The sequence below is a fragment of the Paenibacillus sp. RC84 genome (genome assembly GCF_041260495.1).
GTDB lineage: Bacteria > Bacillota > Bacilli > Paenibacillales > NBRC-103111 > Paenibacillus_F.
This window is the reverse complement of sequence record NZ_JBGBYL010000001.1, coordinates 204,434-226,199: the sequence shown is the minus strand read 5'-3', so window position 1 is coordinate 226,199 and position 21,766 is coordinate 204,434. Positions and strand designations below refer to the sequence as shown.

Here is a 21,766-nt window from a genome sequence, read left to right as displayed (position 1 = left end):
AAACGGCCAACAGACAGCTTGCTGAAACTTGGCTTGAATGCACCCGCATACTCACAAGTTCCATAAACGCCGCTGTATAGACTAGAATTGCTTGTCGTTAAAAGGCAGTTTGGAAGTGGAATCACATCTTGCCGTTTCTACAGGCGGCTTCCCTGGCCTATGGGTGCCCAGCCTGGTCTGCGGGCGGCCGGTCCGCCCCGTCTTCCACCGATTAGTCCGCGAGCCACTCACTGAGATGCGCCTTCACGAACGCGTCGTCGTTCAAATGGGGATAATCCCGGTAAACGCGGTCGATTTCCTCCATTTGTCCCGGAGAGAGCTCTTCGCTCGGGTTGAGGCACCAGCGCCCCTGCAGAAGGCCCTGCCTGCGCAGCACTTCGTGGATGCCTGGAATGCAGCCCTCGAAATGATGCGCGGGATCGAAAAACGCCGCGTTCGCGTCCGTCACCTCAAGGTTCCGAGTCAGCCATTCCGCCGGAATATCGCGGTTGTCTCTGACTTTTTTGACCGCTTCCAGCAGTTCCACCGCTTTATGCGTCCAGACAGCCCAGTGCCCCAGCAAGCCGCCGACGATTTTTTTCTCTACCGTCTGTCCGTTCGCCTGAAACCGGTAAGTCGTCAGCAAATCCGTGACAATATTGTCGTCGTTGCCCGTATAGAGCGCAATCTCGTCCCGGCGCTCCGAGCAGCAGACGGCCCGGACGACGTCAATCGTCTGGTAGCGGTTGAACGGCGCCATTTTGATCGCCACGACGCCCGGAATGTCCGCGAACTGCCTCCAGAAATCGTAACTGAAAATCCGTCCGCCGACCGAAGGCTGGAGGTAAAACCCGAACACCGGAATAAGCTCGGCGACGGCGCGGGTCCGCTCCACAATTTGAGCTTCGTCGTACCCTGTTAAGCCGCCCATGCTCAGTAATCCGATATCATAGCCGAGCTTTACGGCCAGCTCCGCTTCCCGGACCGCTTGCTCCGTGGGGCCGCAGATTCCCGCGATTTTGAAAAAAGGACGCCGGAGGTCCGCTTTCTCCACTTCCTCGGCCGCAAGGCGCAAAACCGGCTCCAGCAGTCCGACCTCCTCGTCTCGGATCTCGAACTGGGTGGAGTGGACGCCCACGGCGATCCCGCCCGCTCCCGATGCGATATAGTAGCGGGTCAGCGCCCGCTGGCGCTTTTCATCGAACTGCCTGTTCTCGTCGAGCGCGAGAGGATGGGCCGGAATCGCCACGCCGTCATGCAGCGCGGCCAGCATGTCGGGACTTAAGTTTTTACGGGCTGCCATGATCAGAATTTCCCCTCTCTCTCCTGGAAATGGGTCGGTTTGTTCCACGTATGGCCGTCCGCCTCCACCCACTCCGCAATCCAGTCGATCATTTGCAGAACGGACACTTTCGGGTAGCCGAACGTCTGGCTTGCCTTCGATGAATTGCTCAGCAGCGCCGTATCCGACTCGCTGCCTTCGAAGATCGGCTCGACTCCGAGCCTGCTGCCGAATTCATTAGCGACCCAGCGCAGCGAAAGCGTCTCAGGCCCCGTGACGTTAAACACCGCAGGCGGCGTGCTGCAATGATTCAGACAGCGGATGGCGATTTCGTTCGCGTCTCCCTGCCAGATCACGTTCGCGTGCCCCATCGTAATGTCGATCGGCTTGCCCGCTTTGACGGATTTGGCGATTTCGAGCAGCACTCCATAGCGCATATCAATGGCGTAATTCAGCCGGTAGATCGCCATCGGAATGTTATATTTGTGAGAAAAGTACGTGAACACCCGCTCCCGTCCCAGACTGGACTGACCGTATTCCCCGACGGATGCGGGCGGTGTGCTCTCCGTGGCGCCCCCTTGGTGAACCGGCGTAATCGGATAAACGTTCCCCGTGGAAAACACGACGATTCTCGAATCCCGGTACTTCTCGGCTACGCGTCCCGGCAAATACGAATTCATCGCCCACGTAAAATGCTCGTTGCCTGTCGTTCCGAATTTGTTGCCCGCCATGTAGATGATATTTTTCACATCCGGCAGTCCCCGGAGCTGTTCGTCGTCAAGAAGGTCCACTGCAAACGTCTTGACCCCGTCTCCCTCAAGCTCTTCCCGCAAACCACCGGATGAGAACCGGGAAGCCCCGTATACTTTTTTGTCCACGCCCGCTTCTTTGATGGCGTTCATCGCCAGCCTCGCCAGGCTCGGTCCCATCTTACCCCCGATCCCGAGGAGCATAATATCCCCTTCCAGCTTCGCGATATCGTTGATAAGCGCCTCGGACGGCTGCGCCAGTTTTGCTTCCAGTTCCTGAACGGTTTTCATAGAAGTCTCCCCTTTTGCTTCCCAAGATAGTTCAAGTATTTCATGCCGCACGATATAAAGACAAGGTCTTTAAATTGTCTTATAAATACGATAATTCGTCTCTAAATCGGAAACCTGGGAAGGTCATCTTAAGGGAGGAAAAAAACTGTTAACAGGTGTAAATTCCATATATATCAAGTTATTTTAAGAAATTTTTGATCGCTTTGTCTATTTATTCGCCGCTGAGGTTCTCCTGCTTGGACGCATGAATTAGAGACAACTATCTGTAAGAGGTCTAAATATGCGTAAGCACAGCCTGGTACGTTTCCGGAAGCTCCGGCCGCCGATGATAACCCATGAGATAAACTTCTATCGACAGCAAAAAAGCCCTCCGGCATATAACCGGGGGCTTTGCCTTGTCCGCTTTTTCCCTTGCATCCTTACGCCGAAGACGGCTCCCGCGCGATAAAATACCGCAGGAAGAACAGCGGATAGACCATCAAATACAGGTTGAAGGCCCACCAGGCCGCGTCGAAATCGCCGCTGAATCCCCAGAATGCGATCGCCTGCAAACCCGAACAGAACGTCAGGACCAGGGAAACGAGCGCCCAGCTGCGCCATGCCGCCTTTTTTTTCCTCTGAAGATACAAACTGAGCAGTCCCGTGAACGAAATAAGAAGATCCAGGGGAAAGAAGGACCAGTTCCAGGCGACGATAACGGGATTGTCGTAATCTTTGAACAATGCGCTGTCCGGGAGCAGATGGAAAAACGTAACCAGCCAGTACACGATAAATCCGATGTCCGTAACGAAAAAAAACGGCTTCAACCCTTTCATGATGCAACCTCCGTGACGAAAACTTTTGGGAATCTCATTCATAATTCCGAGCGGTTAAGGAAACCTATACAAAATATAACAAGTTACTGGAGGCATAGACAAATGAAATCTTTCCGCAAAGGCGGCATCGCTCTGACCGCCGTATTCGCCTGTACCCTGCTGCTCGCCGGGTGCGGCAAAACCGCTACCCCCGCGCCGTCTCCTTCGCCCTCGCCCGGCGCCGCCACTCCTTCCGCCGGAGCGGGCACACTGGACGCGGTCAAATCCGCCGGAAAAATCCGCATCGGCACGGAAGGCACCTACGCTCCTTTCACATTCCACGATAAATCCGGCAAACTGACGGGATTCGACGTGGAACTCGCGGAAGAAGTGGCGAAAAGACTCGGCGTCCAGGCGGAGTTTCAGGAAACGAACTGGAACGGCATGCTCGCCGGGCTGGATGCCAAGCGCTTCGACCTGGTAGCCAACGAGGTGTCCATCCGCGAAGACCGCAAAGAAAAGTACGATTTCTCCGATCCGTACATCGTCTCCAAAGCCGTTCTTATCGTGCGCGAAGACAACAAGGATATTACGAAACTAGAGGACCTGAAAGGCAAAAAATCCGGGCAGTCGCTCACCAGCAACCTCGCGGATATCGCCAAGAAGAACGGCGCGGAAATCGTCGCGATCGAAGGGTTCAACCAGGCGATCGAGCTCCTTATTTCCAAACGTATCGATGCGACCATCAACGATAACCTGTCCTACCTCGACTTCAAAAAGCAGAAGCCCGATGCGCCGATCAAAGTCGTCGCGGAAACGACGGAAGCGTCCCGGAGCGCTTTCCTTTTTAACAAAAACAACAACGATCTGGTTAAAGCCGTCAACGAAGCGCTGGCTTCCATGAAACAGGACGGTACCTACCTGAACATTTCGAACAAATGGTTCGGAACGGACGTGTCCAAGTAACAAGCACTTGACGAAACGGGGTTGAAATCGTATGTCCGAGCGCAGCGAACGGCTGCTTCAAATTTTTATGGAATCGCTTTGGCCGATGCTGAAAGCGGGACTGCAGTACACGGTCACCTTGACGCTGATCTCCTTTGCGCTCGGTCTGGCCCTCGCGTTCGCGACAGCCTTGGCGAGACTTTCGCGCTGGAGGCTCTTGGCGGGTATTGCCGCTTTTTATGTCTGGATCATCCGGGGGACCCCGCTCCTCGTGCAGTTGTTCATCATCTATTACGGCCTGCCCAGCCTGGGCTGGACCATTGATGCGTTCCCGGCCGCCGTGCTGGCTTTTACGCTGAGTGTGGGCGCCTATAACTCCGAAATCATCCGCGCCGCCATTTTGTCCATTTCACGGGGACAGTGGGAGGCCGCCTATTCCATCGGGATGACCCGCAGGCAGGCTCTGCGCCGGATTGTTCTGCCCCAGGCCGCAAGGGTTTCGGTCCCCCCGTTGTCCAATTCCTTCATCTCTCTGGTGAAGGACTCGTCGCTTGCGGCTACGATTACGCTGACGGAGCTGTTCCAGATTGCCCAGCAGAGGACGGCGGTGTATTACGAGCCCATGCTGCTCTACTGCGAGGCGGCTCTTCTGTATTTGCTGTTCAGCACGGTACTCACGTATGCCCAGCGGCTGCTGGAACGGCGCTTCGACCGTTACGCCGCCAGATAGGAGGCTCTTATGATCGAACTCTCCCACCTAAAAAAACAGTTTCAGTCCCAGGAAGTGCTTCGCGGCATCAGCCTGAACGTCGCCCGTGGCGAGACTGTCGTCGTCATCGGGCCGTCGGGTTCCGGCAAAACGACACTCCTCCGCTGCATCAATCTCTTGGAAGTGCCGGACGCCGGATCGCTTCGGATCGGCGATGCCGGGCTGGACTTTACCGGCGGCAGGAAGCCGTCCTCCCAGGACATCCTGACCCTGCGCAGGCAGACGGGCATGGTGTTCCAGTCGTACGAGCTGTTCCCCCACATGACCGCGCTGGCCAACGTCATGGAGGGGCCCGTCACGGTGCAGGGGAAGCGAGCCGCCGAAGCGCGGGACAGGGCGCAGGAACTGCTCGCCAAGGTCGGGCTTGCCGATAAAGCCGGGCTGTACCCCCACCAGCTGTCCGGGGGCCAGCAGCAGCGTGTCGGGATCGCCCGCGCCATGGCGATGAACCCGCTCGTCCTGCTGTTCGACGAGCCGACCTCGGCGCTTGATCCGGAGCTCGTGGGAGATGTCCTCGAGGTCATCCGGCAGCTCGCGCGCGAAGGAATGACCATGGTCATCGTCACCCACGAGATGAAGTTCGCCCGCGACGTGGCCGACCGCATCGTATTCGTGGACGGCGGGGTCATCGTCGAGGAAGGCTCTCCGGCACAGGTGCTGGACTCGCCGTCCCATGAGCGGACTCGGCGCTTTCTGCACCGCATTTCCGGAGGCTAATCCCCGCTGTTTTTTGATCGCAGCATGCGGTGAGGAGTATAATGGAACGAGCAGCGTACATAAATTTGTCGGAAAGGCGGGTTTTTCCATGAAATTGTTCGAACCGTTTACTATCCGGAACGTTACCCTTCCCAACCGGATCGTCATGTCGCCGATGTGCATGTATTCCTGCGAAAACCGGGACGGCAAAGTGACCGACTGGCACCGGACCCATTACTCTTCCAGAGCGGTCGGCGGTGCCGGCCTCCTCATCCTGGAAGCCTCCGCCGTGACGGAGCAGGGCCGCATCTCTCCGCAGGATCTGGGCATCTGGAGCGACGGCCACGTCGAGGGGCTGCGCGAGCTGGTCGGGCTGATCCGCAGCCACGGATCGAAGGTAGGCATCCAGATCGCGCACGCCGGACGCAAAGCGGAGCTGGACGGGCCTATCGTCGCTCCGTCCGCCATCCCTTTTCCAGGCGGCAAGACGCCGGAAGAAATGACGCCGGAGCAGATTTCCGAGACCGTCCGGGCGTTTGCCGACGCGGCCCGGAGAGCGAAAGCCGCCGGGTTCGACGTGATTGAAATTCACGGCGCTCACGGCTACCTTATCAACGAATTCCTCTCGCCCCTGTCCAATCACCGGACGGATGAATACGGGGGAAGCAGACAGAACCGCTACCGCTTCCTGCAGGAAATCATCAACGCCGTCAAGGAGCAGTGGGACGGCCCGCTGTTCGTCCGCGTCTCGGCGGATGAGTACGACCCGAACGGGAACAGCATACAGGACTACGCGTTCTTCGCCTCCCTCATGAAGGAACAGGGCGTCGATCTGATCGACTGCTCTTCCGGCGGCGTCGTTCCCGCCAAGATCGACGTCTACCCGGGCTATCAGGTATCCCTGGCCGACCAGATCAAGAACACGGCCGTCATTCCGACAGGGGCGGTGGGCCTCATTACGGGCGGCAAGCAGGCCGAGGATATTCTCGAGCGCGGACAGGCCGATCTCATCTTCATCGGCCGCGAGCTGCTGAGAGACCCGTACTGGCCCCGCACGGCAGCGCGCGAGCTCGGAGTCGAGCCCGCTTTTGCCCCGAAGCAGTACACGCGCGCCTGGTAAACGCGGCTTAAGCCGGCCGGCATCGGACTCACGAAGAGTCCCGATGCCGGGCCGGCTTTTTTTGCGTGCGGACGCATATGGGACGCCTGCCGGTGCGCATACGCTGCCTGCTCACCTATGGGCGCCTGCCGGTGCGCATACGCTGCCTGCTCGCCTATGGACGCCTGCTGCCGGTGCGCATACGCTGCCTGCTCGCCTATGGACGCCTGCTGCCGGTGCGCATACGCTGCCTGCTCGCCTATGGACGCCTGCCGATGCGCATACGCTGCCTGCTCGCCTATGGACGCCTGCCGGTGCGCATACACTGCCTGCTCACCTACGGGTGCCTGCCGGTGCGCATACACTGCCTGCTCACCTACGGGTGCCTGCCGGTGCGCGGACGCCTCCCCGTAAGCATACAGTTACCAGCGTCATGCGGCGCCTCCCGGCCCCCGGAGCTGCCACGCAAGCGAAAATGCCGGAGGATTGCACGCGTGAAGACATAAAGAAAAGCCCCTGCCCGGCGGCAGGGACTTAAAAGATTTAGGGAAGCACAATGTCGGCCCGGTACAATCTCTGATCCCACTTGACCTCCGCCCCGATCTTCTCGGCCGTGAAACGCAATGGGACATACAAATAATTATCCAACAGCTGCGGCGCCGCAGGCACCCAGTAATCCGTGCCGTTGACGCGGATATAATAGCTGCCGACGGTCATGACCATCTCGACGTCCCCCTTCTTCAAGGTCAGGGAATGCGCCGCGTTGTCCCACTTGTATTCGGTATTCATCGCGTTCAGCAAAGGACGCATGGGGACCATCGTCGTCTCTCCGCCGACAAAACCTTTGAAGCCCGCAGACAGCTGGCCGTTCACCGCAACCTGCACCTGCGGGGTCGCGTGTCTCTTCACCACAAGCGCGTTGCTCAGAGCCCGGCCGGGGGCCGTCAGCATGCTTCCGTTGGCGTACAGCCCCGAACTGGCCCCGCCGTCCAAGTTCATGGCATCGGTCAAGCCCATCGAGAGCGCGATCTGCGCGAGATCGTTCATCGTTGCGCCGTTAACCGTCCCCATGACGAGTCTGCCCTGGGCATCCGCGCCCACAAAGCTGCGCATAGCGGCCTGCTTCGTGATTTTCGGATCGGTGAAGCCGTCCCGGGCAGGGTCGATATCCACCTTGCCGCCGGTCACGAGCTTGGGTCCGACCCCCGTGGCACTCTGCCACAGCTCCGCTCCTTGAACGCGCTGGCCGTTCTCCGTCACTTCCAGCTTCGTTTTGACGGTGTCGCCCACATGGAGGTGAGGAAGCAGGTTGCTCTTGTTGTTCGAGCTGTTTCCGATCAGACAAACGTACCCGTCGTACGGTACGTACACGGCATCGCCTGTAATGGCCGTGATGACGCCGTCCCGCACCACCACCTTCGTCGTTCCGCTTTTGCTGACGGCAGCTTTGTATTCGGGCGTAAACCAGACGACCTGGTCGGGCTGGGAATCGCCGTAATCCTTATTGGTCCCCCACGGAGAAAACGTATAATCCTTCCCGCCGTGAGTCGCCGTAATCGTATAGGACATCTTGAGTTTCCGGATATCCACCGTCTTGTCCGCATCCACAACCAGGGACTGGTTCTCCCCGGAATGCAGCAGCTCCCCGTCTTTCAGCATAAGGCCGTTCGGGTAACGGATTGAGGCGTCTTTTTCATACGCGTTAAAAAAAGTCCCGTTCACCGCGGCGACCGCTCCCGTCCTGGCGATCATGGACGAGAAGCTCTCGTCGTACCCGATTCCGCGCGATGCCGAAACGGGCACAACCTCGAGATAAGGGTCCGTCACATCGACGCGCACCCATTTGACGGCGAAGCTTTTCCCGCCGGCGCTTACCTGCCTGCTGCCGCTTGTGACCGCATCGTCGGCAAGAGCTTGACGGGCAGGGCCCGCCGCGAACAGGATGCCGCCGATCAGCAGCGCGGCCGCTCCCGTACGCAAAGCTCCTTTGGCTCCGGCGTACACGGCATTCGGCCAAAGGTCCTTTCGGCCGCCACCCGCATTCAAAACCTCCGCTCTTGCAACATCCGATTGCGCTTTCCGCCTGCCCGCGCCTTCCGTTAAACTCCCCCGCTTACCCAACCGGGAAAAAGCGTATCCTGCTATATCCAGACCGCGTCTCATGCTGTCATGTCTCCTTTGACATTGTAATCCGGCCCTGTCTGGTTCAACCGCCAACCAGCGTCCGCTCCTGTCGAATAAAATTCGCCGTCGGACCCGCCGGATTCCTTCCCGAATCAGTCTTTCTCTTCTCGAAAAAGCCGTTTAAACCCTTTTTTCCGCAAAAGGAGCCAGCACTTTTCCGATCGGCTCCCGGATAATACAGGAAGCGTGCGAATCGTATGGAGTCGGGTCCAGGTTGATCAGGGCCAGACGGCCACTGCGGAACCGGCCTACCATGCCTGCGGCGGGCTGAACCGTCAGCGAGGTGCCGCCGACGATCAGCAAATCGGCCGCGGCGATTTGAGCCACCGCTTCGCCCAGCACATGCGCATCCAGCCCTTCCTCGTAGAGAACGACGTCCGGCTTGATGATGCCTCCGCACACCGTGCAGCGGGGCACCGTCTCGATGCTTTCCATGACCGCATCCAGTCCGTAGCCTTCGCCGCAGGAGAGGCATTTGTTCCGGAGCACGGAGCCGTGCAGCTCCAGAACGCGCTTGCTTCCGGCAAGCTGATGGAGTCCGTCGATATTCTGCGTAATGACGGCGGTAAGCTTGCCGCTTCGCTCCAGCTCCGCAAGCGCCAGATGGGCCGGGTTCGGCCTGGCTGCCGGATGAAGCATCTCGCCCCTGTAGAAGGCGTAGAACTTCTCCGGCTCGCGGATAAAAAAGCTGCGGCTCAGCATCACTTCCGGCGGATAGTCGTACTCCGCCCCATTGTTGTACAAGCCGCTTGAAGAGCGGAAATCGGGAATCCCGCTTTCCGTGGAAGTGCCCGCACCGCCGAAGAACACGATGCGCTCACTTTCGTCAATCAGACGGCGGAGATTTTCCGTATGGTTTTCATTCGATGGCAGTTCGCTCATTTTGAGCCCTCCCTGAATTGAAATAAATACAAACCCGGCCTTTCGCGGCCCCAGAATTTCGAAAGGGTTCTCCTTATTGTACCTTATTTCTTGCACCTTCCAGAAAGCGATTGCAAATATTAGGTAAAAGGAGAGGAATTCCGGTAAAGCCGGGCGAATAAGTGTGTACAAGAAAAAAATCCGTTTAAATACAGTGCTTAACATTTTTTAACCCGTGAAAAGGAAGGTGCCTCATGTCTCAAACGAACCCGGTCACACCGGCGCCCCTCCCTGCGAAAGGACGCAAGCTTTTTCTGTCCAGGCCCGTTCTCTCCTGGGGATTAAACGATTTGGCCAACACGATTTTCTCCTCCAACATCGTCACGTTGTTCTTCCCGTTTTACTTGACCCAGGTAATCGGCGGCGATGCACGGATGGATCAGGTGGCCAGCACGTTCATTACGTATACCAACGCTCTCTCGGGCCTGCTCATCGTCCTGCTCAGTCCGCTGTACGGCGTCTGGATGGACCGTACCGGCCGCAAGAAAGGCCTTATGGTCCCGTTCACGCTGCTCGCGATCGGATTTACGCTGCTCATGGCATTATCGGCCAACTGGCAAAGCAGCGCCTCGTTTTTGGGGCTTCCCCTTGCCGTGGCGGGCGTCCTGTTCTTTTTCGTCATCGCCAAGTTCTTTTTCAGCTCGTCGGTCGTGTTCTATGATGCGATGATTTCCGATCTGGGAAATTCCAGGGAAATCCCCCTCATCTCGGGGTTCGGCGTCGCGCTCGGGTATATCGGTACCCTGATCGGGCTCTCCGTGTACCCGCTGGCAAGCGGACAGCAGTATGAGCAGACCTTCCTGCCCAGCGCGCTGCTTTACCTGCTTTTTGCGCTGCCGCTTATGCTCTTCTACAAAGAGGCGGCTCCCGCACCCCGTTCCGGCGGGCAGACGGGATTTTTAAGCGGCTACAAGGAAATCGCGGCCACCTTCAAAGAAATGAAGAAATACCGGCCTATTTTCCTGTTCATGGTGGCCTACTTCTTCTTCAATGATGCCCTGCAGACCGCCATCTCCGTGATGGCCGTGTACGCCAAAACCGTGGTCGGCTTTTCAACTGTCAGGTTCCTCATCTTGTATCTCGTGGCGACCGTTTCGAGCATATTCGGTTCCTTCGTCTTCGGCTACCTGACCCGGAAATACGGGGCCAAGCGCGCGGTCGTCTATGTCGCCCTGCTGCTGATCGTCGCCATCGGCCTGGGAACGACAGCCGTCAACGAGCCCATGTTCTGGGCGGCCGGCGTCATCTACGGAATTTCCATGGGGTCCATGTGGGTGACCTCGCGTACCTTGATCGTGGAGCTCTCGCCCCCGGACAAACGCGGCCAATTCTTCGGCCTCTTCGCCTTCTCCGGCAAAGTGTCCTCGATTGTGGGACCGGTTCTGTACGGGACGATCACCTTCCTGCTCCAGGATCAGGGCACCTTGGCCAGCCGGGTTGCGCTCGGTTCCCTTCTGGTTATGGTCGTCATCGGCCTCATTGTGCACAAGCGCATTCCGGAGCAGCACGAAACGGTTTGACCGGACAGAGGCCCCGCCTTCTCCCGTTTCCAAATTAACCGATTATGCAAAAAGCAGCCCCGTATCCGAAGGACGAAGCACTCGTCCCCCGGTACGGGGCTTTTGATCAATCAGCCGAAATTGAAGTTTTCAATCATTTTCATTTTCATTTCCCACGTCTTGGTGCTGAGATCAACCGCATACTTCTCCGGGTTCAGCTTGCGTAGATATTCCGGCCAGAACTGGTCGAGCTGCTTCCGGTGATGAGCCCTCATTTCTTCCAAGGAAGGCACCTCGTATACCTGCTTGCCGTCTTCAAAGACGGGTTTCAGCAGCTTGACCGCCTTATACTCGTCCACATATTTATAAATATACGGATGAACGGGATCGAAAAGCTTGATCTTCCTGCCTTCCTGGACGTCCGTCTCGTCATGCAGCACAATGTAATCGGCGATAGCTTTGCCCGTATCGGAGCCGATAATCCGGTAGACATCCTTCCAGCCCGGCGTGGATACTTTCTCGGGATTACCGGAGATCTTGATCTTCGGCACCATGACGCCGTTTTCCTCGATCGCCACTAGCTTGTAGACGCCGCCGAGCGAAGGCTGGTCGGCCGCGGTGATCAACTGGGTACCCACTCCCCACGTGTCGATCCGGGCTCCCTGCGCCTTCAGGTTCAAAATCGTGTTCTCGTCGAGGTCGTTGGACGCCACGATTTTCACGTACTCCAGCCCCGCTTCGTCGAGCATTTTGCGGGCTTTGATGGACAGATAAGCCAGGTCGCCGCTGTCCAGACGGATCGCCTGCATCCGTTTCCCCTGCTCTTCCATCTTTTTCGCCGTTTGGATCGCATGCGGCACGCCGCTTTTCAGCGTATGGTACGTGTCCACAAGCAGCGTCACCTGATTCGGCAGCGCCTCGGCGAATGTATCGAACGCTTCCTGCTCCGTAGCGTGTCCCTGCACCCAGGAATGGGCGTGGGTCCCTTTGGAAGGGATGCCGAACATCATGCCGGCCAGCACGTTCGAGGTGGCGTCGAAGCCGGCGATATACGAGGCCCGCGCTCCCCATACCGCGGCGTCCGCTTCCTGGGCGCGCCGTGTGCCGAATTCCAGGAACGTGTCGGCCGGAGACACGTTTTTAATGCGGGAAGCCTTCGTCGCAATCAGCGTCTGGTAGTTGATAAAATTAAGCAGAGCCGTTTCGATCAGCTGGGTTTCGAAAATCGTCCCTTCTACCCGTACGAGCGGCTCGTTCGCGAAAACGAGCGTTCCCTCCTCCATCGAGTAGATCGACCCGCCGAAACGGAACGCTTTTAATTCTTCCAGAAACCCTTCGTCGTAATTCTCTTCCTGCTCGCTCAAATAGCGCAGAGCCGGCTCGTCGAACTTAAGGTGGTGTACATAGTCGATGAGACGCTGCAAACCTGCAAAGACCGCGTATCCGTTCCCGAAAGGAAGCTTCCGGAAGAACGCTTCGAATACCGCTTTCTGGCGGTGGGAACCGTTCTTCCAGTGGGCGTACATCATGTTGATCTGATACTTATCCGTATGTAAGGTTAAATTCGGTATGCTGCTCATGAATTCGTCTCACCTGTTCCTGACAATGTAGTAGTCCTGCTGTTAGACCGGTTCGCTGCCTCTCACGACTTGAGCGCCCAGCGAAGTACGGAAATGGTTTAGGGCAAACGTGTGCCCGTCCGGGTTAAAGCTGGCCACGGCATCCTCGTGGACGATCAGCTCGAAAGCCTTGTTATACGCATCCACGGCCGTATGCAGGACGCAAATATCCGTGCAGACGCCGGCCAGATGAACTTCCTGAATCCCCCGCGCACGCAGTTGCAGCTCCAGATCCGTACCGCAGAACGCGCTGTACCGCGTTTTATCCAGCCACAAGATCTGGCCTTCCTTTTCCCGGTAAAGGGTATTTAAACGGCCGTACAGCTCGCGTCCACTGGTGCCCTCTATATTGTGAGGCGGAAACAGCTTCGTTTCCGGATGAAAAGGCTCGTTCAAACGATGGAAATCCACGGCCATGACGACAAAGCCGCCCTCTTCCAGAAATTCCTCCGTGAGCGCCGTAATTCTCTCCTCTATGGCAATCGCGGGATCCCCTACCGGAAGCTTGCCTTCGACAAAATCGTACGTATAGTCAATGACGATCAAAGCTTTCATAACCCGATAACCCCTTCCCCGAATCTTAGGCTTAAAAGTTTGTAACGATCATATCACTCCGACCCTCTAAAATCAAACGGGCCCCGCCCTTTCCAGACAACAAAAAAGACCGCTGCGCCGGACACGCGGCAGTCCTGGTTCTCTTATCCTTCTCTGGCTTCCTTTTTGGCTGTTTCTCCTTAAGCAGCTCCGAATTTCTGTTCCAGATAAGTTTCCGTCCAAGCGAGCAAGAGACCGAGCGCGGCAAAAACAAGAACTCCGGCTGCCGCCCCCATGCCTTGCTGTTCTTCCAGCAGTCCTCCGTGTAGATTGGACAAAAGCCAATAGCCGCCCAGCCCTCCCGCAGCCGCATATGCCAGCGCTTTGACCGGCTGGGTGGAATGCAGACACCCGAGCAATTTGCCGAGCGGAAAGAACGAAATAAAATAAAACGGAAACGCCATGAAAATTCCGAGCAGAAGGAAAAAGCTCCCGAGCAGACTCCCTTCCGGCGATGTTGCCCGGGTGCCTGTCAGCAAATCCGCGGCCCACAGGCCTACTCCGGCATACATCGGGAAAATAAGGCTCAGAAAAAGCGTCGTCTTCGCTTTGCTTCCGGCAGGCATAGGTTCCCCCATCTTTCGTAAAAGGTTGATTTTACAGATGATCTTGAATCAATTCGGCCAGCACACCGGCCATGTAGGAAGGACCTCTGCCCAGATCTGCCGGAGGAATGCGGAGCCGGAGGAGCGTTTCATCCGCGTCCGCAGCCTCCGCGATAAAGCCGGCTAAGCCTCTGGCCTTGCGGTCGATCTGCAGCAGCAGCTCCAGACCTTCCGTCGCCGGCAGGAAGCTGATTTCCAGCTCATCCAGCTCGCTGCGAAAACGGCCGGCCGGAACGAATTCGAATTCCTGCAGCAGGCCGATCCGTCCGCCGAACCTCGGCGACTGCTTCACCTCCGCCTCCCGGAGCCGGAAGCCGAGCTGGTCCGCGGCGTCGAACACGACCTGCATCTCCGGGGAGGGAATGACTTCAATCCGGTCGGAATCGCTCGGGTCGATTGCGCTGGCAATATCGAGCCCGGTTGAGAACCAGACCGGAGTATGCCCCAGCGTAAGCGGTGTATGTTCGGCCAGCCTGAACCGGAACGGCACCTCCATCTCTTCGTTCGGTCCGAGCGTGAACGGGTCCGAAACGAGGTATTTGGCAATTTCTCTCGTTTCCTTCACATGACTGTTATTGACTTCGCGTTTGTATTCGGTGACCAGCGAAATATAAATCTCCTCGATACGTTGTTCGACTTGGCCCCCGCGGATATGAACGACACCTTCGACCTCTTCACCCGGGTAATAGGCATTCTTGCTGAGGCGTGTATCCACTTGAGCGGCGCCAAAACCGATACTGGCCAGCATCCGTTGGAAAAACGTCATTCTTCATCCTCCTGAACTTGCTAAAAAATAGAAATCTTTCGAGAAAATTATACATGATTTGGACAATCGTGTCTTCGGAACAATTCCGGCCGCACGTAAAAAAGGCTCCTTGCGAAAGGAGCCGGAGCCTGCGGAAAAGCCGATTTCACTTGCTTTTTTACTGAAATCTCGGACCTTCTACCCTGTTTCGGGACCTCCCTTCTTTTAACAGTAGGACGAAAGCCTCTATCAGATGGAAAGGAACAGGTCATTTTTATTGTTTTTTGGAAGAATAATGTGCATGAAAGTGTAATGATAAACGCGCAATTGCGTAATCAATTTGCGCTGACGAAACGATTTGAATCTTTTATTATAAGATTGTACCCACGTTTACCATTTTATTCATAAAGGATGAATGTCATGTTAAAAAAATCAGCTGTAGAGCTGCTTAGTGATTATCAGCTGCTTGATTGTTTCGTACAAGCCCTACAAATGAAGTTGGGTGCCGAATTTCTTCAACAACTTGCCTCCGAGATTAGACGCCGCAATTTATATTAATCGACGGCTTGCCGGCCCCGTTTATTTTATACCGGGCCGATACACCGCAGAATCTATCGTTTGACTGATTAAGGCTCCCTGTCTCTGCCAATTGTCGGAAGCGGAACGCAGCAGCGCAATCGTACTGCTTATGTCCTTCATATAGTGAATATCGTGAATATCTGCAGCCAACTGATACAAGGTATTGAGGCTTCCGGTTGCCTGTTCTTTACCTATTGTTCCATTCCGGATATTCGATAACGTCCTTTCTTTTTCATTGGTGATAAATTTGCGTATGCCGGCTAACCTGTTCGATCCCATACCTCTCCTCCTTAGTAACGAAAATGACGAGCGCCGGGTCTTCGGCTTATGCGAAGACCATTATCACTATATGCGCTAAGATTCACATTCTATACGTTAATGGAGCGGCTGCGGAACGAAAGAAAATTGCCGTTTTACAAGCACAGATTCGAAAAAAAACACACCAGAAACGTACAGCCCAAAAAAAGCCCCGCAAGCTAACGGAAGTTAACTTACAGGGCTTTTCGGTTATTCGGCGGTTAGCTCCGGGGAGAGGCAGACCAGCCGTACGAGTATTCAGGCGTTACAGTAACGGGCAGCTTGCCGCCCGCCGGGAACTGGCCGGTTAACACCCCGGCAACCGCGTTCATGGCGTGAGGACGGTTTTCGTAGCTCGCCAGGAAAGTTTTCACTTCCGGAAACTCTTTAAAGTCAAACGGATTGCGTCCCGCCACAACGACGAGCTTGCTGTCTCTGGCCGCCAGTTCTTTTACGATGCGAACCTGATTGGGCGAGAAACTTGCATTATATGTGACCACGATAACCTGGTCATAGCCTTGACTTGCCTTCAGTACACGCTCCACTTCTTCTTCGGAAGGATTCGTGTGGATTCTTTCTTCCGTTACCTCATGAACGGTTTCCGCCAGGAAAGCTCCGAGTGTTTCCTTCTGCTCCACCACTTCGTCGATTTGCGTCCATTCCCGGACTTCCGTCCAGATGACAAACGTTCTTTTGTCTTTCACAAGCGGAAGCTGATCCTCGTCCTTAACAAGCGTCACACTCTTTTTGTAGGTTTCACGCACAAGCTCGATATGCTCAGGGGACCCCACTGCGGAAATATCGCCGGCCGCAGCACCCACCGTAATATTCAGACCGGCTTTTAAAGCGAGAATACGGTCCACCGACTCGTTGATCCGTTCTTCGCTGATACGGCCGGATTCCACCGCTTCCACCAGACGTTCAATGGTTTGAACCTGGGTATCGTAAGTATGGCTGACCAGCAGCAAATCGGTGCCGGCTTCAACCGCCATGACCGCTCCTTCAGCCGTCCCGTAATGGTCTGCGATCGCTTTCATCTCCAGGCAGTCGGTCACAATGACGCCTTCGTAACCAAGCTCACCGCGCAGCAAATCGGTCAGTACCCGCTTGGACAAAGTCGAAGGCAGGCCATCGGGCTCCAGCGCCGGAAAAATAACGTGTGCCGACATCAGTACGTCGGCTCCCTCCTGAATCGCCTTCACGAACGGAGCGAACTCCAGCTCCCGCAGGCGCTCCAGGTCGTGGGGAATCATGGGCAGAGCGTGATGGGAGTCCGAGTGTGTGTCCCCGTGCCCCGGGAAATGCTTGATCGTCGGTGCCACGCCCGCCGCCTGGTAACCCTTCACAGCCGCAGCTCCCATCTCGCCGACGATTTCCGCGGTTTCGCCGAAAGAACGGACACCAATCACCGGATTCATCGGATTGTTGTTGATGTCGAGGCAAGGCGCGAAGTTTAGATTGATGCCCATCGCGCGCAGTTCCACCCCGCTGATCCGCGCTGTTTCATAAGCCGCCTGGGCATCTCTTGTCGCCCCGATTGCCATGCTGCCCGGCATACAGGCGATGCCCTCGTGGATACGGGCAACCATGCCGCCTTCCTGGTCGATGCTGATCAGAAGGGGGCCTCCCGCCGAGTCCTTAGCCAGCACTTGCAGCTCGTGATTGAGCTCGCTCACCTGCTTCGGATTGTCCAAATTGCGGCGGAACAAGATAACGCCGCCGATTTCGTGCTTCTGAATCAAGTCGATAATTTTCTTGTTGGGCTTCATCGCCGAGTCGAACTCATTCGATGTGGAAAAACCGCACATCATCATTTGTCCGATTTTTTGCCGGAGGCTCATTTCTGACCGTTGTTTCATGCTTTTCATCCCCTATCGGTAATTTATGCGTTCGTAATTTGTTCGCGGTATTCGGAAGGCGTCATGCCGGTAAACTTATAGAACACCCGGGTAAAATACCGGCGTTCCGCATAGCCCACCTGCTTGCCGATCTGGGTAATGCTCTTGTCGCTCATGCGAAGAAGAGACTTGGCCAGTTCGATCCGCTGACGGGTCAAATTCTCCAGGAAGGTTTCCCCGAAGTGCTGTTTAAACAGCAGACTGAAGTAGCTGCAGCTGATCCCGAGATGATCGGCAATTTCCTCTACGCCGAAATCGTTGGACAAGTTCTTGGCAATGTATTCTTTGGCGTTGACCATCAGCAGCTCGCTCGGCTTACGGTTCATCCCCGCATTCATGCAGTCTTGAATAAGCTGATGGATCGTCGCAAGCAGATCCTTGACTCCGACACTGCGCTCCAGATTGGACCAGAGGCCCCGTTCTTCCTCATCGGACATGATGTTGATTTCCCGCATTTCCCGGATGAGGTGGAGGACCAGAAAGTGCAGAATCTGCTCCACACGCACATAGGAATGCTCGGAAATAACCCGCAGGCTTTGATTGAGCTTTTCGAAGGTTTGCTCCATTTGCGCTTTATCCCGCCGCTTCAAGCTGGATACGATTTCTTCGACCAGCTCCCACATGGAGTTGTTCCATTCGTTCCGGCCGGGATTCACTTCTTCCAAGAGTAGAATCTGTTCGACGTTTGGAGATAGCTGAAGCGCGCGCTGAAGCTTTTTGTAAGCGTCTGCAAGCTGGAGAACAGACATGTGCTCGGGATAAATGCCCAGGCTGACCGTCAGTTTAACGTGCTGCTTCACCGCCAGTTGAAGGGCATCGCTCCACCCTCTCACCGTCTGCAGATCGAATGGCGTTTCCCTCTGATGACGGATAAGCACGCACCATTCCCCTTCCCGGGTCTGCAGAACCGAATACAAAAGCTCATACGGCTCCAGCGCGTCCTGCAGCACATTGCGGACAGCGAAATTTTTGAGCTTGCGCTCCTTCTCGTTCCAAGAACGGGAAAGCTGCGAATAATTGTCCAGGTCGATGAGTAGAAGGGTAAACTCCGTCTCTTCCAGACTGTTTTCATCCTCGAAAAAATGCCGGGTCGTCACGTTCGTATAATCAAGCAGAATATCGAATAAAAACTTCTCGTACGCCAAGTGCCTCACCCGGCTCCATCTTTTCTGCTCATCCATCTCCGCCTTGCGCTTCTCCCGGATATCAAAAGCGACTCGCTCCACGACCGCTTCCAGCTCTTCGTAGTTGATCGGCTTAAGAATATAATCCTTGGCCCCGTATTTTAACGCCGACCGCGCATATTCAAATTCCTGAAACCCCGTCAGCAGAATAACCTGGATATCCCTTTCCAGCTTGTTAACCTGCTCCAGCAGCGCGATTCCGTCCATCAAAGGCATACGAATATCGCTAAGGATAAGGTCCGGCTGGTGCTCCTGGACCATCTCCAAGGCCTTGACTCCGTTCGATGCGAGCGCAACGACTTCAATATCGTGCTTCTCCCACGGTATGACGGTTTGCAGATTGCGCAAAATATTGATCTCATCATCCACCAATAAAGCTTTTAAGTTCATCATCATCACCTTGCTGTCGTTTTGGGAATTATACATTTGATTCGTGTACCTTTGTTCGGCTCGCTGCAAATATAGAGCCCGTAGCCATTTCCGTAATGAATCCGCAGACGGTCGGCTACATTAAGTACACCTAATCCTACCCTTGGCTCATTCGTAGCGAGTCTAGGATTCTTTTTCCGGTATTGGAACCTGACAAGAACATCCTCGGGGATGCCGATGCCATTATCTTCAACCCACAAAATAATGTGATCCCCGCCGTCTTCAACACGAATGGTAATAATCCCCTGGTACGTAATCCCTTCGAATCCGTGCTGAATACTGTTTTCAACAAGCGGCTGCAGCGTCAGCTTAAGAATGGAGTGATTTTCCAGCTCTCGGGGCAGGTGAATCTCAAAATCGAAAAGCTCTTCAAAACGGTATTTCTGAATTTCCATGTAATTTTTCAAATAGTCGATTTCCAGGCCGAGGGCGATTTCTTCTTTATGATGGAACGAAATCCTTAATATCGTCCCCAGCCTGTAAACGAGCTGGCTCACTTTTTTACCTTGATTTTGTACGGCCAGCGCATTAATCGACTCCAACGTATTAAACAGGAAGTGAGGCTTGATCTGCGCCTGCAGCAGGGAAAGCTCCGCTTTGTTCTTATGTTCCTGCTCCTGCTTGACCTCTTCCACAAGGTCATGGATACGGGACACGAGGCTGTTGAAGCCTCTGGAGAGAACGGTCATTTCATCATTCCCCTGTACTTTGACCCGCACGTCCAGATCTCCCCGTTCCACTTGTTTCATGGAGCTGACGATCCGGATAATGGCCCGGATATACCGGTTGACAAACAGCAGGTTGAAAAGAAGGGCGGATATGAGGAACAGGAACATAATCGTTCCGACCCATTTCAGAATAATGGACATTTCGCCGGAGATATAATCCCACGGGGTGACAGATACGAGCGCCCACTTGGGGGTTCCGTATTTTTCCAGCCCTATATCATATACCGTCACGAGACTCTCTATACCGTCAAATTTGACTCTGGAAGTGGCGTAAGTCTCCGTCAAATCCACTTTTTGAGATAAAAATTTATTTAAATTGGAGCCATTTGTAAGCTTACGGTTGTCGTACAAAATAACCCCTTGCTGGTTTACTAACAGAAAGTGGCTGTTCTTTTGATTATAAAAGTTGAAAATTTTATCCATTTCTTTAAAGTCAAATTGAAGAAACATAGTTCCAATTCTACCGGAACCGGGAGTTTCATAATAATTGACTGTGCGGACCTGGCTGAACAAATTGTTGTTTCCGGTCAATTCCGGATTTTCATAAGGCCCGATCCAGCGGGGAAATCCGTTCAAATTCTTGACTTCCTCATAAATCGGATGATCTTTTAACGTTTTAAAAGGAATCGGCGTAAATGGAATAACACCGCTTGAGTAGTTTTCTCCATATAAATTGTATACGGAAAAAGTCCCAAGCGGCTCATAGGTAAGAAATATTTTTCTTAAGCTATTCGTTACATTATTCAGTTGTTCGTCGGACGGCGGGTTCTCGTTCAATTCAACGAGCTGCGTCTGCAGGTTGTCTCCCAGCATCCAATAATCCGAATAATAGTTGGCTTCCTTAAAAAGGCTTGCAATGTTACGGCCGATTGACTTAATGGTCAGCTCGGATTGTTCCATGTATTTCTCTTGGGTAATGTCCTGAAAGATCATATAGGTGAAAATCGAAATAGATAATAAGGGAATAATGATGAACCCCATGAAAGCCAGAAATACTTTTTTTCGTAAATTCATCATTACTCCCATGTCCTTTCAACTTAACCCTTGACGCTTCCGGCAGCCAAGCCTTCGATAATCTTTTCTTGTAGTATAGCATAGATCACGACGACCGGCACGATACTAAACATAGTCGCCGCCAGGAGAGCCCCATAGTTCATCGCCATTCCGTTGTTCATCGCCGCCATCGCTACAGGCAGCGTTCTCAGCGCCTCTTTGGACAGCATCACGTTGGCGAGAACGTACTCGTTCCAGTGACCCAGGAAGTTGATGATAAACACGGTCACGATGGCAGGCGTCATGAGCGGCAGAACGATTTTCCAGAACAGTCCGTAAATCGTCAGTCCGTCCATAACTCCGGCTTCTTCAAGCTCTCTCGGAAGAGATTTGATGAAAGCCATGATAATGATAATGGAGAGGGACAGACCGAATGCGATGTAAGGCAGGATCAAAGCAAGGTGTGTATCGTACAGCGGAATATGCAGGTCGTTTGTAACGTTCAAAATGAAACGGTACAGCGGGATGAGCAGAGAACCCGCCGGAATCATGATGGCGAGAAGAAATACCCCGGTCACGAATTTATTCATTTTCGGGAAGTACATTCGCGTCAGCGCGTAAGCCGTCATGCTTGCCAACACAATCGTCACGATACTGGCCACAACGGAAATATATAAGCTGTTGACGAAATACCGGCCAATGTTGGCACTGGTCCATGCGTTCGCATAGTTATCCAGCGTGAAATTTTTGATTAAAGAGAAGGGACTCGCGACAATATCAACATGCCTTTTGAATGAGTTTTGAAAACCCCAGAACAAAGGGTACAAGGTTACAAAAACGTATAGCAAAAGAAAGGCATGGAGAAATCCATTTTTCAATTTGGACAT

General features: G+C 54.6%; 20 protein-coding genes. 6 read left to right on the top strand and 14 right to left on the bottom strand.

What is annotated here, in order from left to right:
• Positions 1-211: 211 nt before the first annotated feature.
• From ABH899_RS01025 to ABH899_RS01015, 3 genes are all read right to left on the bottom strand, one after another.
• Positions 212-1,282: a dihydrodipicolinate synthase family protein gene (locus ABH899_RS01025; protein ID WP_369993225.1), complete on the bottom strand. Its 1,071-nt coding sequence runs from the start codon at positions 1,280-1,282 to the stop codon at positions 212-214.
• Between the two features lie 2 nt (positions 1,283-1,284).
• Positions 1,285-2,301, bottom strand: a complete 1,017-nt coding sequence (locus ABH899_RS01020; protein WP_369993222.1) for an NAD-dependent epimerase/dehydratase family protein — start codon at positions 2,299-2,301, stop codon at positions 1,285-1,287.
• 419 nt (positions 2,302-2,720) lie between these two features.
• On the bottom strand, positions 2,721-3,116 hold the full coding sequence (locus tag ABH899_RS01015) for a YvaD family protein (RefSeq protein WP_369993220.1): 396 nt from the start codon (positions 3,114-3,116) through the stop codon (positions 2,721-2,723).
• 102 nt (positions 3,117-3,218) lie between these two features.
• Here ABH899_RS01015 and ABH899_RS01010 point away from each other — a divergent pair, with 102 nt between their 5' ends.
• The 4 genes from ABH899_RS01010 (at position 3,219) to namA (ending at position 6,625) form a co-directional block, all read left to right on the top strand.
• Entirely contained in the window at positions 3,219-4,061 is an 843-nt protein-coding gene (locus ABH899_RS01010; RefSeq protein ID WP_218228276.1) for an amino acid ABC transporter substrate-binding protein, read from the top strand.
• A gap of 31 nt (positions 4,062-4,092) precedes the next feature.
• A complete protein-coding gene (locus ABH899_RS01005) occupies positions 4,093-4,770 on the top strand; it encodes an amino acid ABC transporter permease (RefSeq protein ID WP_218228275.1) in 678 nt (225 codons plus the stop codon).
• Positions 4,771-4,779: 9 nt separating this feature from the next.
• Positions 4,780-5,526, top strand: coding sequence for an amino acid ABC transporter ATP-binding protein (locus ABH899_RS01000; RefSeq protein ID WP_369993217.1), 747 nt, complete (start codon positions 4,780-4,782; stop codon positions 5,524-5,526).
• Positions 5,527-5,614: 88 nt separating this feature from the next.
• The gene (namA, locus tag ABH899_RS00995; protein WP_369993215.1) at positions 5,615-6,625 is read left to right on the top strand and encodes an NADPH dehydrogenase NamA; all 1,011 of its coding nucleotides are present in this window, start codon (positions 5,615-5,617) and stop codon (positions 6,623-6,625) included.
• A gap of 522 nt (positions 6,626-7,147) precedes the next feature.
• Here the strand turns inward: namA and ABH899_RS00990 are convergent.
• Positions 7,148-8,767: a phosphodiester glycosidase family protein gene (locus ABH899_RS00990; protein WP_369993213.1), complete on the bottom strand. Its 1,620-nt coding sequence runs from the start codon at positions 8,765-8,767 to the stop codon at positions 7,148-7,150.
• Between the two features lie 141 nt (positions 8,768-8,908).
• Positions 8,909-9,670, bottom strand: coding sequence for an NAD-dependent protein deacylase (locus tag ABH899_RS00985; protein WP_369993210.1), 762 nt, complete (start codon positions 9,668-9,670; stop codon positions 8,909-8,911).
• A gap of 233 nt (positions 9,671-9,903) precedes the next feature.
• On the opposite strand from ABH899_RS00985, the gene ABH899_RS00980 reads away from it, so the two are divergent.
• A complete protein-coding gene (locus ABH899_RS00980) occupies positions 9,904-11,229 on the top strand; it encodes an MFS transporter (RefSeq protein WP_009673317.1) in 1,326 nt (441 codons plus the stop codon).
• Positions 11,230-11,339: 110 nt separating this feature from the next.
• Here ABH899_RS00980 and ABH899_RS00975 read toward each other — a convergent pair whose 3' ends face one another.
• The 4 genes from ABH899_RS00975 to ABH899_RS00960 all read right to left on the bottom strand — a co-directional run bounded on the left by ABH899_RS00975 (position 11,340) and on the right by ABH899_RS00960 (position 14,792).
• Positions 11,340-12,788: a nicotinate phosphoribosyltransferase gene (locus tag ABH899_RS00975; protein ID WP_218228270.1), complete on the bottom strand. Its 1,449-nt coding sequence runs from the start codon at positions 12,786-12,788 to the stop codon at positions 11,340-11,342.
• Between the two features lie 42 nt (positions 12,789-12,830).
• On the bottom strand, positions 12,831-13,382 hold the full coding sequence (locus ABH899_RS00970) for a cysteine hydrolase family protein (RefSeq protein ID WP_218228269.1): 552 nt from the start codon (positions 13,380-13,382) through the stop codon (positions 12,831-12,833).
• A gap of 179 nt (positions 13,383-13,561) precedes the next feature.
• Positions 13,562-13,987: a hypothetical protein gene (locus ABH899_RS00965; RefSeq protein ID WP_369993207.1), complete on the bottom strand. Its 426-nt coding sequence runs from the start codon at positions 13,985-13,987 to the stop codon at positions 13,562-13,564.
• Positions 13,988-14,018: 31 nt separating this feature from the next.
• The gene (locus ABH899_RS00960; RefSeq protein ID WP_369993205.1) at positions 14,019-14,792 is read right to left on the bottom strand and encodes a sporulation protein; all 774 of its coding nucleotides are present in this window, start codon (positions 14,790-14,792) and stop codon (positions 14,019-14,021) included.
• A 390-nt stretch (positions 14,793-15,182) separates the two neighbouring features.
• On the opposite strand from ABH899_RS00960, the gene sda reads away from it, so the two are divergent.
• Positions 15,183-15,329 (top strand): sporulation histidine kinase inhibitor Sda, encoded by a 147-nt coding sequence (gene sda / locus ABH899_RS00955; protein ID WP_082211298.1) that lies wholly within the window; start codon positions 15,183-15,185, stop codon positions 15,327-15,329.
• Between the two features lie 21 nt (positions 15,330-15,350).
• On the opposite strand, the gene ABH899_RS00950 is transcribed toward sda, so the two are convergent.
• From ABH899_RS00950 to ABH899_RS00930, 5 genes are all read right to left on the bottom strand, one after another.
• The gene (locus ABH899_RS00950; protein WP_009673313.1) at positions 15,351-15,629 is read right to left on the bottom strand and encodes a hypothetical protein; all 279 of its coding nucleotides are present in this window, start codon (positions 15,627-15,629) and stop codon (positions 15,351-15,353) included.
• A gap of 239 nt (positions 15,630-15,868) precedes the next feature.
• On the bottom strand, positions 15,869-17,506 hold the full coding sequence (nagZ, locus tag ABH899_RS00945) for a beta-N-acetylhexosaminidase (RefSeq protein ID WP_369993203.1): 1,638 nt from the start codon (positions 17,504-17,506) through the stop codon (positions 15,869-15,871).
• 23 nt (positions 17,507-17,529) lie between these two features.
• On the bottom strand, positions 17,530-19,155 hold the full coding sequence (locus tag ABH899_RS00940; protein ID WP_016423502.1) for a response regulator: 1,626 nt from the start codon (positions 19,153-19,155) through the stop codon (positions 17,530-17,532).
• Positions 19,125-20,903 (bottom strand): cache domain-containing sensor histidine kinase, encoded by a 1,779-nt coding sequence (locus ABH899_RS00935; protein ID WP_369993200.1) that lies wholly within the window; start codon positions 20,901-20,903, stop codon positions 19,125-19,127. The genes ABH899_RS00940 and ABH899_RS00935 overlap by 31 nt, the downstream gene beginning before the upstream one ends.
• 20 nt (positions 20,904-20,923) lie before the next feature.
• Positions 20,924-21,766 (bottom strand): carbohydrate ABC transporter permease, encoded by an 843-nt coding sequence (locus ABH899_RS00930; RefSeq protein WP_317952827.1) that lies wholly within the window; start codon positions 21,764-21,766, stop codon positions 20,924-20,926.